Source organism: Erythrobacter sp., assembly GCF_039988855.1.
Classification (GTDB): Bacteria; Pseudomonadota; Alphaproteobacteria; order Sphingomonadales; family Sphingomonadaceae; genus Erythrobacter.
Map to the genome: position 1 here is coordinate 1 of NZ_JBDXIY010000007.1, position 15,204 is coordinate 15,204.

Sequence of the window (15,204 nt, forward strand, 5' to 3'; positions counted from 1 at the left end):
TGCGGCATGAATGCGATCCGCTCGCCCATGGCCGAGAGCATCGCCCGCGCCCTGTTGCCGGCCAACGTGTTTTTGGCCTCGGCCGGCGTGCGGGCCGGCGAGCGCGATCCGTTCGTCGACGCCGTGCTTGCCGAAAACGGCCTGGTGCCGCTTGAGCGCCCCCCGCGCACGCTCGACGATCTGGAGGACGATTATTTCGACCTGATCGTCACGCTGGCGCCCGAGGCCCACCATGCCGCGCTCGAACTAACGAGGGCGCTGTCGGTGGCGGTCGAATACTGGCCGACTCAGGACCCTTCCATCGTGTCCGGATCGCGCGAAACCATCCTCGCCGCCTATCGCGAGGTGCGCGATCGTCTCGACGCCCGGATTCGCCAGCGTTTCGTCCCCGGCGCGCCGGCGCAATAAGCGTGTTCACAAGCGCGGGATAATCATATAGGTTCCGCGCGATCTGCGGCCCGCCAGGGTGCCGGCTGCATATGCTCTCAAGAAAAGGTACCGAATGTCGAAGGAAGAAGTCCTCGAATTTCCGGGCACCGTCACGGAATTGCTGCCCAACGCAATGTTCCGGGTCAAGCTCGAAAACGAACACGAAATCATCGCCCACACGGCCGGACGAATGCGCAAGAACCGCATTCGCGTTCTGACCGGGGACAAGGTTCTGGTCGAAATGACGCCGTACGACCTCACCAAGGGCCGCATCACCTACCGCTTCAAATAGCGCCCGGCCCGTAGCGGTCGCCGCGTGCCGACGGTTCATTCATGAGCGTATTCCAGAATCTGGTGCTGGCCTCGGGGTCGCCGCGACGTATCGAACTGCTGCAGCAGGCCGGCATCGAGCCCGACCGCGTCTTTCCCGCCGATATCGACGAAACGCCCGCCAAGGCCGAGCATCCGCGTTCGCTGGCCAAGCGCCTGTCGAAGAGCAAGGCGGAAAAGGCGTATGCGGCCCTGTCGGCGGAGGATGGCTTCGAGGGCGCCTTCATCCTGGCCGCCGATACCGTCGTGGCGGTCGGGCGCCGCATCCTGCCCAAGACCGAATTGCTCGACGAGGCGTCCAACTGTCTCAGGCTTCTGTCGGGACGGTCGCACCGCGTCTATACCGGCATCTGCCTGAAGACGCCGTCCGGCAAGACGCGCCAGAAACTGGTCGAGACCAGGGTGCGCTTCAAGCGGCTGTCGCGCGAGGAACTGGAAAGCTATCTCGCCTCGGGCGAATGGCGCGGCAAGGCCGGCGGCTACGCCGTGCAGGGGCTCGCGGGCACCTTCGTCGTCAAGCTGGTCGGTTCCTACTCCAACGTCGTCGGCCTGCCGCTCTACGAAACCGTCAACCTTCTGACCGGCGAGGGCTACAAGGTGCATTTCGCCTGGCTCTCGGGCGCGCACACCGCCTGACGCTTCGGCCCGGCGACGCAGGGCGGATTTGACGCCGCCGCCCGCGATCCGATATGGCGGGGCAAGACACGGTTTTGAAGGCGCGGCGGCTGAGATCAAGATGAACACTGCAGACGGTTTTAAGGTGACGCCGCTCAGGCCGCGCGCGAAATGCCCCGAATGCGGCAAGCCGTCGGCGCGCCCCACGTTTCCCTTCTGCTCGACGCGCTGCAAGGACGTCGATCTCAATCGCTGGCTTTCCGGCCGCTACGTCATCCCCGGCGACCCCGCCGACATCTCCGGCGACGGCGAAGACGGTCCTTCCTGAGGCGTGCCGGGTCCCTCAACGCTGGTCCTGAGCGTGCCGGGCGTGGCCCTGGACCATCATGCAGTCGCGGCGATGCGCGCTTTCCGGGCCGCGTGCCGTTTCGGTGATCCGGCGCGCCCCGCGCCCGGATGCGCGCCATTGTCCGGCCTGTGTCCGGCGGCACCGCCGGGCGTTCAAAAACGGCTTCGTACCCGCCTGCGAATTTTCCCTGCGGCGGCGCTGGACAGGGATCAAACTCGTGCTATAACCCACGCGCTTTCGGGCTGGTTCGCGCCGGTCTTCAGCACTCCGGCCGGCGGGCGATCGTCGGCCGTGCCCAGGTAGCTCAGTTGGTAGAGCAGCGGATTGAAAATCCGCGTGTCGGTGGTTCGATTCCGCCCCTGGGCACCAGCCCCTCTTCTCCTTACTGAACATGGTTTCTCAAAAACCCTTTGTTTTCAACGGCTTGAGTAGACTCACTTGATCATGACTGCTCATAGGGCGCCCTTGCTTCTCGGGTAAAGGTGGGTAATCATGTGGGTAACGGAGGTTTACCCGCGGGGCTTTACCCTCATGGCACTTTCCGAATTTGCGATTCGCAACGCAAAACCGCGTGAAAAGCCTTATCGGTTGGCCGATAGCGAAGGCTTGCATCTGTTCGTGCAGCCGCATGGATCGAAATCATGGCAGATGCGGTATCGCTTTCAAGGCAAGGAAAACGTTCTCTCCTTTGGCAAATACCCGTTGGTGACGTTGGCGGAAGCGCGCAGGAAGCGCGACGAGGCGAAAAAGTTACTCGCCGATGATGTAGACCCTGCTGCCCAACGTAAGCTCGACAAAATCGCCGCTGCGAATGCCGCCAGGCAAACCTTCGGCCTGATCGCCGAGGAATACATCGAACGGTTAGAGGCGGAACGCGCCGCAGCAGCAACGATCAGCAAGACCCGCTGGTTACTCCTTGATCTGGCCAAGCCGCTCGGCAAGCGCCCTATCAAAGACATCCATCCAGCGGAAATCCTCGATATCCTAAAGAAAATAGAAAAGAGCGGCCGGCGGGAAACGGCCCGTCGCCTGCGCGGCACTATTAGCAGCGTTTTCAAGCTTGCGATCGTCACGTTGCGGGCCGAGACTGATCCGACTGTTCCACTCCGAGGCGCCCTATTAGCGCCTGCGTCAAAGGGGCGGGCGGCCATTACCGATGAACGGCAGTTCGGCATCTTACTTCGCAATATCGATGATTATGATGGTTGGCCGACGATCACTGCGGCTATGAAGTTTCTTGCCCTCACATGCGTGCGTCCAGGCGAGGTGCGTGGCGCCGAGCGCCACGAAATCGATCTCGAAAAGGCTGTATGGCATATCCCGGCAAAACGCATGAAGATGCGCCAGCCACATGACGTGCCCTTGTCTAAACAGGCGATCGGTGTCCTACAGGATATCTGGCCGCTGTCTGAGGGCGGCAAGCTGGTGTTTCCGTCCGTCCGATCAATTCACAAGCCGCTGTCCGACAATGCCTTCAACGCAGCTCTCCGCCGAATGGGGTATTCCAAAGACGAAGTGACGGCTCACGGATTCCGAGTATCCGCGAGTTCCATTCTCAATTCTCGCGGCTACGATCCCGATGTCATTGAGGCGGTCCTAGCCCACCAGGACAAGAATGCCATTCGCCGCACCTACAACCGCGCCACGTATTGGGAACAGCGGGTTCAGCTGATGCAGGAGTGGGCAGATTTGCTAGACGAGCTACGGCCTTTGTGACCAGGTGAGGACCATCGCGAAAGAGCAGGTTCCCAGTCCAAAGGCTTTCGAGCTTAGTAGCCCGTTAGCGTACCTAACCGCCTTCCCACCACTTCGGCGTGGGGCCAGGATCACAACTGTACTACTAGCCTCACTAGTTTCGCCCAAAAGAGACCGAATGCCGCCGCCGCATTGCCTTGGCTCCGGCTAGGCGTCACGCCAGTGTAGACTTGGTTGCCGACGCGGATGACGATAGCCATATCCGGACACCTCTTGACATACGTCAATGACAGAATCGCAATGGGTCGTCTTCGATAACATAGGAGGTCAAAATCACAATGTTTCATCTGATCGAGGTCAAGCTGATTAAGTCGATCATCAGATTCTGATCGGGTACCATATGGTCGGTCTGGCGAAGCTTGGGAGTGTCGCTCGTCTCCCGGCGGGTCAGATTTTCGAACCACTTCTTGTCTTGCGCCAACGGGTATGTATCCGCGGATGACTTGGTTCGCTTGGCGATAGTGCTCAGCGATTGTTCGCTTGAGGATGACACCCACTGTATCGGCGAGATCGGACATAGAGAACCTGAAGGTCCGGCCAAGGCATATTTGCTGGCGATAGCGGAGATACCGAGTACGGTTTCTGACGCATTGGAGAATTCATCCATCCGCCGTGTTCGAGAGGTGTTCAGGAAGTATTGGGCCTCGAAGCGAGCGCCCTGCGCTCGCGCAAAAGACGCCGCCAACCCGTATGGGTCACTGCATCACCCTGGCGAGCGCGCCCTTTCCTGGAACCATTCGGGTGCGCGCCACCACCAGACGGAGCAATTAGCTAGCCCTGCCGATCTGTAGCGTCGCGCTATTCGGTCGCCCCACGGTGATAGATCTCTTGCATACCTTTCGGGCGGACCGGCCGATACAGAGTTGTTGCACACCTTTTTGGAGTGGCGTCAGCGCGGACGTCTAAAGATGCTAACCTGATGTAGTGGACGGCTCTCCCTCATTCGACTTTCAACAGCCTAGAACATTGCGATGCCCAGGAGCATTTACTCGGCGGTAATGTACGCCTGCTTCCGACTTCCAAACCTTGCTCCGTGCCTCCGGTCATGCGACTGATTACGGTGGTCGAGTACTGCCTAGAATTGCTTGAGATATGACCCCTCGCAAAAACATCTCGGTCGGCCCCTTCAATGGCAACGTTACGATTGCGTGCGTGGTAGGCCCACCTGGAGCCGGAAAAACTACGTTCGCACGCCAACTTTCGGGAATCGTTGGATGTCCGACGCTTACCATGAGCGCATTCATGCGTGAGGTTGCTGCCCAAGACGCATCGTCTAAGCTGTCAAACGATATAAACTATCATATGAGCAACGGTTTGCAGCTCGACAGCATAGAATTGTATGAAAAACTCCTGACTAGCGTTACCAAAAAAAAGGATTCTGTACAAATTATTGACGGTTTTCCGCGCACAAATCTGTCTGCCGAATTTCTCATGGGTTGGTGTGAGGCCCATGATTTTTCAATCGTCACCTTTCACGTTTTCACCACTCTAGAACTGTGCCGACAACGGTTCCTCAGTAAATCTGGCCGTGAAAATAATCATGCAATTTTCAATGTAAGAATTCAGCATTACTCAAAAATAGAGCGAGAGGCTCTTTCTGTATTGTCCATCTTTCCAGTCATCAACGTGAGAACATAGCATGTACATCATTGTTTTTGACACTAAGACTCCGTATGTCTACGAGGCTGTTCCGATAATGTTTTTTCCGGAAGGATTTACCTACGAAGCGCGCTTTAAGAGGAGGTTAGTATCAGACGATATCTGCAGGAAATTAGACAAAGATAACGGCTCTATGAAAATCGAAGGAGAGGGCACTGGCGTTGTTTGCGTAAGATACAAGGACGACAAGGCTACCGACGATGTGGTCTTTCCAGGGAAGCCCAACTCCAATTATAAAAGCTTCTTCTTTACAGGCGGTATGGAAACCATAGTACCAATACGCGAAGTTAAAATAGAATCAATTCGCGAGATATCAAAGATTGTTATCATAGCATACCGAGTAGGTCGGTACATCGACTTTCATGGCCAAACGGATTACAACGCGGTAAAGAACCATCGAGCCGAGATGGCCGAGGATATTGCAAGGAATTGTGACAGAAACAAGCACTTTGTTGAAGCCGACATCCGAGTCAGGTTTCAGACGGCATATTCATCAGATTTTGACCCGCGTGACGAAAGTGACCGGGTTGGTTCTCGTTCTTTGTGCTGGGGCAATACCGTAGCCCAATTGCATGGACTGCCCTACCTGTCGAACACAGCATTCTTGTTCGTCCAAGGAATGGATGTGGTGGGCAAAACTAGCCGATCTCGCAAAAGGACCCGATTTCGTAAGGGGGGCAGCGCGGCCATCCGTGGCAAGGGTCATCTATGCCTCAAGTCCAACCGCACGTATGAGTTGAAGCTGTTTGAGGCCTATCCATGCGAGTTAGTACCGGGAGATATTCGCGGCGAGGTGCCGAGTTCCTGGGAGCGGAGGGAATACGTCCTAGAAATGGACGAGAATTTCTACGTGGCACGCCGGTCCCAGACGGCGATTGGCGGATATGACTCCATCGAGTATAATATACCAGTTCGCGCCGGCACACAGTACGGCGCCGGCACAATAACGCTGAATATTCCTTGGGCAGACAAGAATGCAATAAGCGAATTGCTCCAATTGGAATACAACGTTGATGGGGGATGGAAGAATAGCACGATCTGGATTGGCTTAACGGCGTTGCTTGTATTTTTTCTTGTAAGCAGCACTGGTTTCAATCTGAATGAGTCAATTGTGGCATGGTTCTCGCAATATTTGCTACAGCCGATACCGACGGTAATTGGTAAAGTAATTGAGTTTTTTGCACTAGTCGTAGGTCTTCTAAATTTTACGGTGTTTCTAACGGAAAAGCTAAAATGATTATTGCAGGCGGAAACGAGGGCATAACTACAAAGGGTAAGCCGCTGAGAGATGGTGGAGCGGCGATTATTGAAAGTGGTAAACTTGTTTATGCCAGTGGCGAGGAACGCCATACGCGCGTTAAAGCGGACGGGGGATATTCTAGCTCTTTGGCGAAAGGAATGGGTGTTGATGGTGTTGATGGTGTTGATGTTCTTTGGCTCTCAAGCTGCTGTGAACCGTTACGCCGCTCTGAGGTCAGCAAACACTATGTCGACCATCACTTATCTCATGCAGCGTTGGCATACTACGCTTCGGGATTCGAGCGTGCATTGGTTATTGTCGTAGACGATGGAGGAAACGTCTTAGATTCTATGAGCGGTAATTCCTGGTGGGAATACCCTCGACAACAGCTAACTATTTTCGAGGGAAAGGGAGATAACCTCAGCCTTTTGGGTCGCGAATTTAGCTTGCCGCTAGCTTGCGGTCTGGGGGAATTCTACCGTGCCTTCACGTACTTCTTAGGTTGGCCATCCGGAAGGCATGCGGGCAAGCTCATGGCTATGAGCGGTCATGGACCGCGCTTTAGTTCCGACCACGATCCTTTTTTTCGATTCCACCGAACGCGACTTGCGCACAAAGCAAAGTTCTTCCACCCGGCTCGACCAAAGGACACGGCAAGAAGTTTTTTGACGGCGGCTGGGCGAGACGACCTGATTGAGAAGTTAGCGAGAAACAAAGACGGTTTCTCTGCAAGAGCGGAGATCGCATCAATGGTGCAACACTCGCTTGAGATTAACCTTGTGACCCTGGTCAAGCAGTGGGCGCGTGCGCTTGACGTGGAGAACGTTTGTATGGCCGGTGGCGTCGCTCTCAATTGTACGGCGGCGCTACGTGTCCGCGAGGAGACGGGCTTGAACGTTTTTGTACCGCCCGCGGCAGGCGATATGGGGCAGTGCGTCGGCAACGCAATCACAGGGTATGTCAATGCGACAGGCAAAAGGCCGGAGATAGCGAGTTGGGCATTCATAGGGCCTGATATGAATATCAGCGAAATGGAGGTTCGCAGCGTAGTCAAAAAGTATAGAAATCAAATGAGAATTAGGCATGTCGCTGGTGTGAAAAAGAATACCGAAGCAGCCCGTGCATTGTTTGACGGTGAAATAGTATTTTGGCATCAGGGGCGATCTGAGTTCGGGCAGCGAGCTCTAGGTAATAGGAGCATTCTTGCTAGCCCGCAATACCCGGGAATCCGAGGTCGGCTGAACAAGCTGAAGGGTCGCGAGTATTTTAACCCATTTGCAGCGTCCTGCCTATACGTGGACAAAGACCGCTTCTTTGAGGATGCGCTCCACTCCCCCTATATGACCACCGCATTTCGGGTAAAAGCTAGCGCCATTCGCGAGATAGCAGCCGTAGTCCACGAAGATAAAACTTGCCGTGCACAAATATTTAAAGAGGACTTTAATCGACAATTTTTTGCTCTTATAAATGAATTCAAGAGGATTAGCGGTATGGGTATAGTGCTGAACACGTCCCTGAACGGACCCGGCGAACCGATTTGCGAAACAGTTGACGATACAATCGCGTTCTTTGCAGAGCAGGATATTGCTAGGTATGCGTTCATTGGGGATTTTTTGGTAGAGAAGGGCCCGCAGGAGACCACTGGATCGGCCTAGCAGGTCACAGGCTAGACCGGGAACAGATAGCGTTCCTAATCGACCGCTATTAGTCGTGTGGAGACTCATTGATGGTGGACTTCCGGTTCGCTGCAGGATTTGGTTTGCACCGAAAAAGCCTTGCTCTGCCTTTCATCAATCATCAGCTTCAGATACATCTCGTAGTTGGACAGAGTTACCAAGTCTGGCGGTTGGGGTACACGGCTCGCCAGTTGCTTGGCCAAGATTGAGCTGTCGTTCGCCCCGACCCGAAAGACCATCAGAGTCCCCACATTTCCCAAAATCGCATCGAGCACGCCGCTGTCGAGCTGTGAGGTGTGTTGATGGCTGAGCACCAACCCTAGCCGGTATTTTCGTAACTCCGAGAGCATGTCGGCGAACGCGGTCGTCGTGAAGGAGTGGAATTCGTCGATGTAGAGGAAGTACGGCTTGCGCTTTTTGATCGGCTGGCTCTGCCGGCTATAGGCGGCTAGGCCGAGCGAGGACGCGATTAGGCCGCCGAGAATGTTGGCGACATCGGCCCCAAGGCGGCCTTTGGCCAAGTTTACGACAAGGGTTCTACCCTGGTCCATCAATGCCCGGAAACGGAGAGGCTGTTCCGGATCGCATACTGCCTTTCGGACTGCCGGATGAGCCAAAAAGGCGCCGAGCTTGTTGGCGATAGGCGCCACGCCGTCGGCGGCAGTCTTGTAGTTCATTTTGGGGAACTCGGCCGTCCAGAATCGTCGCACCTGCTCATCTGATACCTCCGCTAGGACCTCCTTTCGAAAACCCGCCTCCAGAAACATTGGGATGATGTCTTGCAGGCTCGATCTGGGCCGGGCAAGCAGCGCCAAGAGGGCGTGGCGAAGCAGGTGTTCCATACGGGCACCCCAGGCGTCCGCCCATTGCTTCTTCAGCGTGTCTATGAGGCCTGACGCTACAAGAGGCCGATACCGCTCAGTGACATAGGTCATTGGATTGTAGCCGACTGGGCAGGCTGGGTCGACGGCGTCCCAGTAGACTGCATCGTTACCAGCTATTTCGACTACCTCCTGCGCGAGATCGCCGTGCGGGTCGATCAGGCAGAATCCCTGGCCGGCAACGACATCCTGCCGCATCATGTTGAGCATCAGGGTCGACTTCCCCGTTCCGGTCTGGCCGATGATGTACTGGTGGAACAGGCGGTCGGACAGATGAATACCGAAGCGGCGATATGGTCGTCGCCCCACGGTCGTCCCTAGGATCGTTACGGGGTTGTTGGAGGCAGACATCGTCCTACTCTGCGGCCCTGGCGCCTCTCAGCGTAGACCTCACCGCGTATCCTTGAGCATTCCTGCCTGGTTGGCTCCGGGCGTTGCGGTCAGTTGGTTAGTTGAACTTGCGCACTCCGCGAGTTGTCTAAGGTGCTGGTCGCGAACACCCTGGCCGCTTCGAGAAGTGGCTCGGTCCGGGGCACCACAAAGGACAGCGATGGCCTGCTCGGCCGTGGTCAGCCAATTTGCCGGCTCTAAATAGACGTTCTTTGGCGAGACGCGCCGGTTCGAGGTGGCGATCTCAACGATTTCTCGCTTTTCGGCTGGTTCGGCGAAAAGATAAGTCACGGCAAGGTTTTTTATCAGTTCGAGGAATCGTCGGACCTGACCCGGGTCGTGTCGCTTGTCGGCTATCTCACGTGCTGCTTCTTCCAGCTTGGCTTTCTCGATCAACAAAGCCTGGTTTCGGCGATCAAAGACCTCCTTCTCAATGAGGCGATCGATGAGCGCGTCCGTCAGGCGCTCCAAGCGGCCCTTAAGATCAGACAGTTGCAGGGCAATGGCCTTCTCGTGATCGTTGCCGTCGTTCTTCGCGTACCAGGCTTCAATCTCCTCGGTCAGGAACCGGATGTGTTCATCGCTCAGTCGTATGCGCGATAAGACCTGCCGAACTTCCTCTTCAACGTCTTCCTCGCGCACGCACTTGGTCGGGCAACTCGGTTCGTGGCACCGATAATAGACGTGGCCCTTTTGGCGTTCCGCGATCATCGCCCTGGCGCAATTGGCACAGCGGAACAGGCCGCGATAGGTGTGATTGTGTCGCGTGACCTTCTTGCCGCTCTTGTTCGCCTTGATCTCCTGGACGCGGTCGAATAGCGCCGGCGAAATCAACGGCTCATGGACGCCTTCATAGACTGCGCCGGTTCGTTTGATCCGGATAAGGCCGCAATAGAAGGGGTTGTTGAGGATGGTCTCGATGCCCGTTTTGCTCACCGGCTTGCCCCGCGAATTGCGGAGACCGAGCTGCTCGATCTCTTTCCTCAGGGAATTGATGGAATGTTGGCCACTGGCGTAGAGTTCGAACAGCCGACGCACGTGTTGCGCCTTGTTCGGATCCGGTGTTTTCGGCTTGCCGCCGCCGTTGTTGCAATACCCGATCGGCGCCCAGAACGGATAAAGGCCCTGCTTGAGGCGGCCATTGATACCCTTGATGGTTTCATCGCGCAGGTTGCGGATGTAGTCGGCGGCGATAACCGCTTGGATGTCAGCGGACAGGCGACCGCCACGCGAGCGGAAGTCTAGGCTTTCGGTAGCGAAGTGGACATCGATGCCGGCGTCCGCCAGTTCGCCGATCTTGGCCCAGTCTGCGAAGTTGCGGGCGCTGCGGTCGATTTTGTGCATGACGACGCCGTCGGCTTTGCGCCTACGGAGCGCCTTCAACATGGTCGCGAAAACCGGTCGGCCGCTCTTGGCTGCCGTTTGTTTCTCCTCAAACCAGGCGGTGATCTCGATTTCGTTGCCCGCCGCAAAACGCAGGATGGCGTCCTTCTGCGCTTCCAGCGATACGCCTTCGCCCTGTTTCTGGGTGGAAACACGGACATAGCCAAAGCAGGATTTCATGATGTGTGGGGATTATCGCTTGAATCTATCACATCGGGCAGATTTGGCGAATCTGGCCACGGCCAGCGGCCTTCGGCTTGCATACGCTCGTAAACCCGCTTGCAGAGCGCCAGGTACCGCTCCAGCTCCGGCGGGATATCGTTGTTGTGATGTTGGGACATGAAAGAAAGGCTACGGTGCGCCCGTCCTAACCTGTAGACGGCACGGCTACCGGCAACGGGAATCGGTGCCGTCTGGTACTGGTGTCGTGGTTTGCTAACCTGGCCGGTACCTGGGACAATGAGCACCACTAGAACCACCACCACACCGGTCTCTCGGAGCGAGCGGAGGGTTTACCCTCCGCTTTTAAAGCTACCCGAGAGACCGGTGTGGTGGTTTTTTGCGTCCTAGTGGGTCGGTGTTCGAAATCCCGTACATGCTGCCGTCTACGAGACGGCGCATGAGGCCGTAAACTGGCCCGCATACTAGCTAATCAAATAACCACACTATGAAAAACCAATTCGCTCTGGACCTGACGGTGGCACGCCGAAAGTCAGGTCTGACTCAGGCGGACTGCGCCCATTTGCTGGGTACCAGTCGTAGCCGGGTATCCCAGCTCGAAAGCGGCAAGGCCGTTTCATCGATCAGGGACATTTGTACGCTATCGCTCATCTACGGGCGTCCTTTCGAAAGCCTGTTTGGCGCGGTCATGGAACGCGTCACCAGAGAAATACGGGATCGCCTCTCGAACCTCCCGGTGGCGCCGAAAAACTGGCTTGGCCGGTTTAAGCGCAACAACACGCTCGGCCGCCTGGCGGCACGCTTGGCCGCTGACGACCATACTGGCCATGGTGCGGCTTAAGGTGTTGGCGATGGCGGCGGCGTCCGGCCGCGTCGCCTACGTGTTCTTTCGCGAAGGGCAACTCGTACATTGGGGATTGTCCGTCGAGGCGAGCAGGTCGCCTGAGATGGCGAGCCTGCAAGCCGAGAAGTGGGTCTCGTTCTTTGAACCGGACGTGGTCGTGACGGAGGACATCCGTCACAGGTCCCGCAAGGGCGACAACACCGTCGATCTTATTGAGGCGCTCACGGGCGCCGCGCGCGAGGCGCCGGTGAACGACGTTACCGTGCTGCGCGTCCAGCGCCATGCCAACAAATATGAAGAGGCGGAGGCGTTGGCCGCGCACTTTCCGGACATCCTGCCGTGGAAACCCCTGCGACCACGCATCTGGGAGTCCGAACCGCGCAACATGATCTATTTCGAAGCCTTGGCGCTGGCGGTGGAAGTCTTTGGCGGCGACGCTGATCCGAGTTAGCTCGGCCGGATGTTACGTGCCGATCCGTTCCTGGCCGCTGCGCCTCAATTGGGTGGGGCGCGGCGCAAAGGAACGGAGAAAGCAAATGACCGGTACCATCCCCGCCGACGTACTCGCGATCCGCGAGCTCAACGACAAGCTTCGCCAGACCCGGATTGGCGGCCGCGTCTACCTCAGCCAAGGGATTGCCGCGCTCGGCGATCTGTCTATTACCGAGATATTGGCGCTCGTCGCCACGTTCGACGAGTTCACCGCGGAAAACGATCCCTATGGCGAACACGACTGCGCCATCGTCAATTGGCAAGGTCAACGCGTTCTCTTCAAGATCGACTATTTCGATCCAACGCTTCAGAGCCACTCCGATGATCCGACCGACCCGAAAGTGACTATACGGGTCATGACGGTCATGTTCGCGTCGGAATACTGAAGCGCATCACCCTGCCGCCAAGGCGGGGTGATTTCGAATTCTGGCACCTCAGAACTCGACATAGTGCCAATCGCGGGGAAGCCCCCCTGATTTCTCCGAGATGATGCAGAAAATGGCCTTCACAAACCGTACGATGACGCTTTCACTTTGAAACAAAGCCGGAGCGAGAAGCCGCGCACATCGCCAGGTTGAATTGAGCTTGCCTCTCTGGCGGCTATTCTGAACCACTCATCTTGCCGCGGAGCGTGGGGAGCAGATGGGTCAGCAGACCTTGTACCCGTCACCCGCTTTCGTTAGCGGGAATTCCTCTCGCATGCATTGAGTCCACTGCGCCGGCGTACTGACGCGATTGCGGCAGTCGATCGTACGCCGACAAAATGCGGCCCTGCCTTTGCCGTTGAAGAGTTTGGATTGAGTGTTGCCGGTTCCGTTCTCTGCTCCGGTTTGCGTACAGGCTGTCAAAAGGGTCGCGGTTGCCAGCAACTTTAGGTAATGACGCATTTTATTCTCCTTGCTTGGTGACAGAGTCGGTCGGACACGTAGGCGCCGTTGGGGGGCACTACCTGTGACACGCCGTGATCCTTGACGACCCCGCGCCCGTAACGCCGAGATGCAACTGCATGGGATCGCGAAATCCGTTGTCATCGGACCGCATTGCGGCAGGGATCGATCGGCATCCGAGCCGCTCGTTTCCGCCGCGCAGGAAGTAGCTCGTCGTCCACGTATCCCAGAGTGGAATGCCGTCGTAGCCAAGGAGGTGACGAGCTGTCCGCCACCGCCTACGAGCGTGACCAGAAAGGGTTGGCGCGAAGGCGGCAATTGTCTCGTGGTGGACCGTTCGCGGCCCAAGGCCGGTATGGTAGGTCACGTTCCAGAGCTTTTCGGGATGGTGACGGAGCAGGTAGGAAATTGCCCTCGTGTCTTCGGCCACGTTCATGTCGCGGAAGCCGAACAGGCTGCCCGGCACCGTGCGTCCGGTCGCGAACCGTTCGCCCGGTCTGCGCCCGCCAACGCCGAGGACCGCGGAAATCTCCGCCGGATCGACATAGCGATGCATCAACAGCAATGCGGAAACCGTCCACGGCCCTAACTCGGCCATCACCAGTCCGGGGTGCCGGCGCACGACGTCGGCAATCTGGCGCAGCCGGATGTGGTCGGCTGCATTTGTCGCGCGAAAGGACGTACGGTCCGGTCCACGCAGAAGCCGAGCGCGCCAGGCCGCGAGGCCAAGTGTCTCGATCCTCTCGTCCAGGTTCTGGTGAACTTGCCCGGTCGAGGAACCGCCATTGCCGAAAATCGAGGCGAGGCCGACCACCCGCACGCAGCCTCTTCGTTCAAGCTCGCGGTACATCAACAGGCTGACGGAGTCGTCGATCTCGCCGGATGTCGTCATGTCCGAGATGATCAGCACCGGTTGTCGGTCAAATCGACAGGGGCCGTTTAGGAAATGATCAACAAGCCCGCTGGCCTGAGCGGGCTGCAAAAGAAGGATCACAACGAGACACCCGGCCAGTGTCCATGCCATAGTCAACCACCAGGTTTGGCCGGATAATATCTGCCGCTGCGGCTGTGAAAGTAAGTGTAGCTGCCGTCCGCGTTTCGGAAGAAGGTGTAGTTTGTGGTTTCGCCTTTCAGGACGCCGCTGGCTTGGATGGTATAGTTGCCGACATACGTCCCGCCGCGATCGAAGTCGTGGGTGTAGGTTCCATTTCTCTTGAACAAAAATACGCCGCTCGGCCCACGCCAAGGTTGGCCGACGAATGTGCTACGCACCTCTTCCGCCGTCAGCTGTGTTCGTCCGCCGCCCGTGGCGGTCGAACACGCCGAGAGCGCGAACCCGGCAAGCAAAGTGAGCGCAATAATCACCTGTCTCATCCGACCTGTGCCTCCAGAGCGTTAGAAAATGAGCGGCCTCACCAATGGAAGTTGATGCCGATCTTGGCGGTGTGGAGCGTGGTGCGGATGTTCGAGGACTGGAACGCCGTGTCGACATAGGTGTCGCGGCCTAGGTCGTAATAGAGATATTCACCTTTGATCGACCACGCCTCGTTCACCGCGAACTCGACGCCGGCGCCGGCCGTCCAACCCACCTGAGTCTTATCACTGCTTATCCCGGTGCCGAAGACTGGATGCACGAACTCCCGCAACACACTGCCGAAGCCCGCGCCGCCGGTGCCGTAAATCAATGTTCGGTCGAACGCGTAGCCGACCCGCAGGCGGGCTGAACCCAACCACTTAACCGCGCTCTCGCATGAAAATGGGGCCAGCGGGCAGGCCGAACTGCCCTCGATGTTGGCGAGTGCTATGTCTCCCTCGGCACCGATCACCCAATTGCCGCTCTGGAAGTTGTACCCGAGTTGGAGGCCGCCGAAGCCGCCACCGCCTCGAAACGGGTTTGGCTGAACGGCGTTGCCAAAAGGCGAAAAACTCCAAGTCGTGCTGCTGGCTCCCACGCCGGTGCTCTGATCCCCACAAACTGGATCGCTTTTGGTTAGATTTTTCCGCTTAGTTTTCCCTGGCTGGAATGGAGCGGAGAGCGATGAAGGCATCGAAGTTTTCGGACGCGCAGAAGGCGTTCATTCTGAAGCAGGGCGA

Annotated in this window: 17 protein-coding genes and 1 tRNA gene; 12 read left to right on the top strand and 6 right to left on the bottom strand. The window is 57.2% G+C overall.

The annotated features are described in order from the left end of the window. From ABJ205_RS02670 to ABJ205_RS02695, 6 genes are all read left to right on the top strand, one after another. The coding region (locus ABJ205_RS02670) for a low molecular weight phosphatase family protein (RefSeq protein WP_348509988.1) at positions 1–408 on the top strand (408 nt) is incomplete at its 5' end. Between the two features lie 94 nt (positions 409–502). Then, positions 503–721, top strand: coding sequence for a translation initiation factor IF-1 (gene infA, locus ABJ205_RS02675; RefSeq protein ID WP_106572222.1), 219 nt, complete (start codon positions 503–505; stop codon positions 719–721). 41 nt (positions 722–762) lie between these two features. Beyond that, entirely contained in the window at positions 763–1,395 is a 633-nt protein-coding gene (locus ABJ205_RS02680) for a Maf-like protein (protein ID WP_348332085.1), read from the top strand. A 28-nt stretch (positions 1,396–1,423) separates the two neighbouring features. Continuing rightward, a complete protein-coding gene (gene yacG, locus ABJ205_RS02685) occupies positions 1,424–1,702 on the top strand; it encodes a DNA gyrase inhibitor YacG (RefSeq protein ID WP_348424085.1) in 279 nt (92 codons plus the stop codon). A 314-nt stretch (positions 1,703–2,016) separates the two neighbouring features. Next, positions 2,017–2,092, top strand: a tRNA-Phe gene (locus tag ABJ205_RS02690). Between the two features lie 162 nt (positions 2,093–2,254). Continuing rightward, positions 2,255–3,439, top strand: coding sequence for an integrase arm-type DNA-binding domain-containing protein (locus tag ABJ205_RS02695; protein WP_348332091.1), 1,185 nt, complete (start codon positions 2,255–2,257; stop codon positions 3,437–3,439). Between the two features lie 322 nt (positions 3,440–3,761). Here ABJ205_RS02695 and ABJ205_RS02700 read toward each other — a convergent pair whose 3' ends face one another. After that, positions 3,762–4,085 (bottom strand): hypothetical protein, encoded by a 324-nt coding sequence (locus tag ABJ205_RS02700; protein WP_348332094.1) that lies wholly within the window; start codon positions 4,083–4,085, stop codon positions 3,762–3,764. A 485-nt stretch (positions 4,086–4,570) separates the two neighbouring features. On the opposite strand from ABJ205_RS02700, the gene ABJ205_RS02705 reads away from it, so the two are divergent. The 3 genes from ABJ205_RS02705 to ABJ205_RS02715 are packed head-to-tail and all read left to right on the top strand — an operon-like array spanning position 4,571 to position 8,032. Further along, on the top strand, positions 4,571–5,116 hold the full coding sequence (locus tag ABJ205_RS02705) for an ATP-binding protein (protein ID WP_348332097.1): 546 nt from the start codon (positions 4,571–4,573) through the stop codon (positions 5,114–5,116). A gap of 1 nt (position 5,117) precedes the next feature. After that, on the top strand, positions 5,118–6,374 hold the full coding sequence (locus tag ABJ205_RS02710; RefSeq protein ID WP_348332100.1) for a hypothetical protein: 1,257 nt from the start codon (positions 5,118–5,120) through the stop codon (positions 6,372–6,374). Continuing rightward, positions 6,371–8,032 (top strand): carbamoyltransferase C-terminal domain-containing protein, encoded by a 1,662-nt coding sequence (locus ABJ205_RS02715; RefSeq protein WP_348332103.1) that lies wholly within the window; start codon positions 6,371–6,373, stop codon positions 8,030–8,032. The genes ABJ205_RS02710 and ABJ205_RS02715 overlap by 4 nt, the downstream gene beginning before the upstream one ends. 65 nt (positions 8,033–8,097) lie before the next feature. On the opposite strand, the gene ABJ205_RS02720 is transcribed toward ABJ205_RS02715, so the two are convergent. Together ABJ205_RS02720 and ABJ205_RS02725 are read right to left on the bottom strand one after the other, a co-directional pair. After that, entirely contained in the window at positions 8,098–9,285 is a 1,188-nt protein-coding gene (locus ABJ205_RS02720) for a type IV secretion system DNA-binding domain-containing protein (RefSeq protein WP_348332106.1), read from the bottom strand. Between the two features lie 39 nt (positions 9,286–9,324). Further along, positions 9,325–10,887, bottom strand: coding sequence for a recombinase family protein (locus ABJ205_RS02725; protein ID WP_348293017.1), 1,563 nt, complete (start codon positions 10,885–10,887; stop codon positions 9,325–9,327). A gap of 487 nt (positions 10,888–11,374) precedes the next feature. Between ABJ205_RS02725 and ABJ205_RS02730 the strand changes: the two genes are divergently transcribed. From ABJ205_RS02730 to ABJ205_RS02740, 3 genes are all read left to right on the top strand, one after another. Next, positions 11,375–11,728: a helix-turn-helix transcriptional regulator gene (locus ABJ205_RS02730; protein WP_348293019.1), complete on the top strand. Its 354-nt coding sequence runs from the start codon at positions 11,375–11,377 to the stop codon at positions 11,726–11,728. 10 nt (positions 11,729–11,738) lie between these two features. Beyond that, a complete protein-coding gene (locus ABJ205_RS02735) occupies positions 11,739–12,182 on the top strand; it encodes a hypothetical protein (protein WP_348332109.1) in 444 nt (147 codons plus the stop codon). Positions 12,183–12,267: 85 nt separating this feature from the next. Further along, positions 12,268–12,609 carry a DUF3768 domain-containing protein gene (locus ABJ205_RS02740; RefSeq protein ID WP_348293022.1) on the top strand — a complete coding sequence of 114 codons (342 nt, stop codon included), beginning with the start codon at positions 12,268–12,270 and terminating at the stop codon, positions 12,607–12,609. 559 nt (positions 12,610–13,168) lie between these two features. Here the strand turns inward: ABJ205_RS02740 and ABJ205_RS02745 are convergent. Genes ABJ205_RS02745 through ABJ205_RS02755 form a run of 3 tightly spaced genes read right to left on the bottom strand, consistent with a single transcriptional unit; the run spans position 13,169 to position 15,062 of the window. Beyond that, complete coding sequence (locus tag ABJ205_RS02745; protein ID WP_348293024.1) at positions 13,169–14,134, bottom strand: hypothetical protein; 966 nt, start codon at positions 14,132–14,134, stop codon at positions 13,169–13,171. A gap of 2 nt (positions 14,135–14,136) precedes the next feature. Then, positions 14,137–14,484 carry a hypothetical protein gene (locus tag ABJ205_RS02750; protein ID WP_156710539.1) on the bottom strand — a complete coding sequence of 116 codons (348 nt, stop codon included), beginning with the start codon at positions 14,482–14,484 and terminating at the stop codon, positions 14,137–14,139. A gap of 38 nt (positions 14,485–14,522) precedes the next feature. Further along, a complete protein-coding gene (locus ABJ205_RS02755) occupies positions 14,523–15,062 on the bottom strand; it encodes an outer membrane protein (RefSeq protein WP_348332115.1) in 540 nt (179 codons plus the stop codon). Between the last annotated feature and the right edge of the window lie 142 nt (positions 15,063–15,204).

Coding starts and splice junctions, on each gene's coding strand:
- infA (WP_106572222.1), top strand. CDS start 503: ATGTCGAAGGAAGAAGTCCTCGAATTTCCGGGCACCGTCACGGAATTG.
- ABJ205_RS02680 (WP_348332085.1), top strand. CDS start 763: ATGAGCGTATTCCAGAATCTGGTGCTGGCCTCGGGGTCGCCGCGACGT.
- ABJ205_RS02695 (WP_348332091.1), top strand. CDS start 2,255: ATGGCACTTTCCGAATTTGCGATTCGCAACGCAAAACCGCGTGAAAAG.
- ABJ205_RS02700 (WP_348332094.1), bottom strand. CDS start 4,085: ATGGATGAATTCTCCAATGCGTCAGAAACCGTACTCGGTATCTCCGCT.
- ABJ205_RS02705 (WP_348332097.1), top strand. CDS start 4,571: ATGACCCCTCGCAAAAACATCTCGGTCGGCCCCTTCAATGGCAACGTT.
- ABJ205_RS02710 (WP_348332100.1), top strand. CDS start 5,118: ATGTACATCATTGTTTTTGACACTAAGACTCCGTATGTCTACGAGGCT.
- ABJ205_RS02715 (WP_348332103.1), top strand. CDS start 6,371: ATGATTATTGCAGGCGGAAACGAGGGCATAACTACAAAGGGTAAGCCG.
- ABJ205_RS02720 (WP_348332106.1), bottom strand. CDS start 9,285: ATGTCTGCCTCCAACAACCCCGTAACGATCCTAGGGACGACCGTGGGG.
- ABJ205_RS02725 (WP_348293017.1), bottom strand. CDS start 10,887: ATGAAATCCTGCTTTGGCTATGTCCGTGTTTCCACCCAGAAACAGGGC.
- ABJ205_RS02730 (WP_348293019.1), top strand. CDS start 11,375: ATGAAAAACCAATTCGCTCTGGACCTGACGGTGGCACGCCGAAAGTCA.
- ABJ205_RS02735 (WP_348332109.1), top strand. CDS start 11,739: ATGGCGGCGGCGTCCGGCCGCGTCGCCTACGTGTTCTTTCGCGAAGGG.
- ABJ205_RS02740 (WP_348293022.1), top strand. CDS start 12,268: ATGACCGGTACCATCCCCGCCGACGTACTCGCGATCCGCGAGCTCAAC.
- ABJ205_RS02745 (WP_348293024.1), bottom strand. CDS start 14,134: ATGGCATGGACACTGGCCGGGTGTCTCGTTGTGATCCTTCTTTTGCAG.
- ABJ205_RS02750 (WP_156710539.1), bottom strand. CDS start 14,484: ATGAGACAGGTGATTATTGCGCTCACTTTGCTTGCCGGGTTCGCGCTC.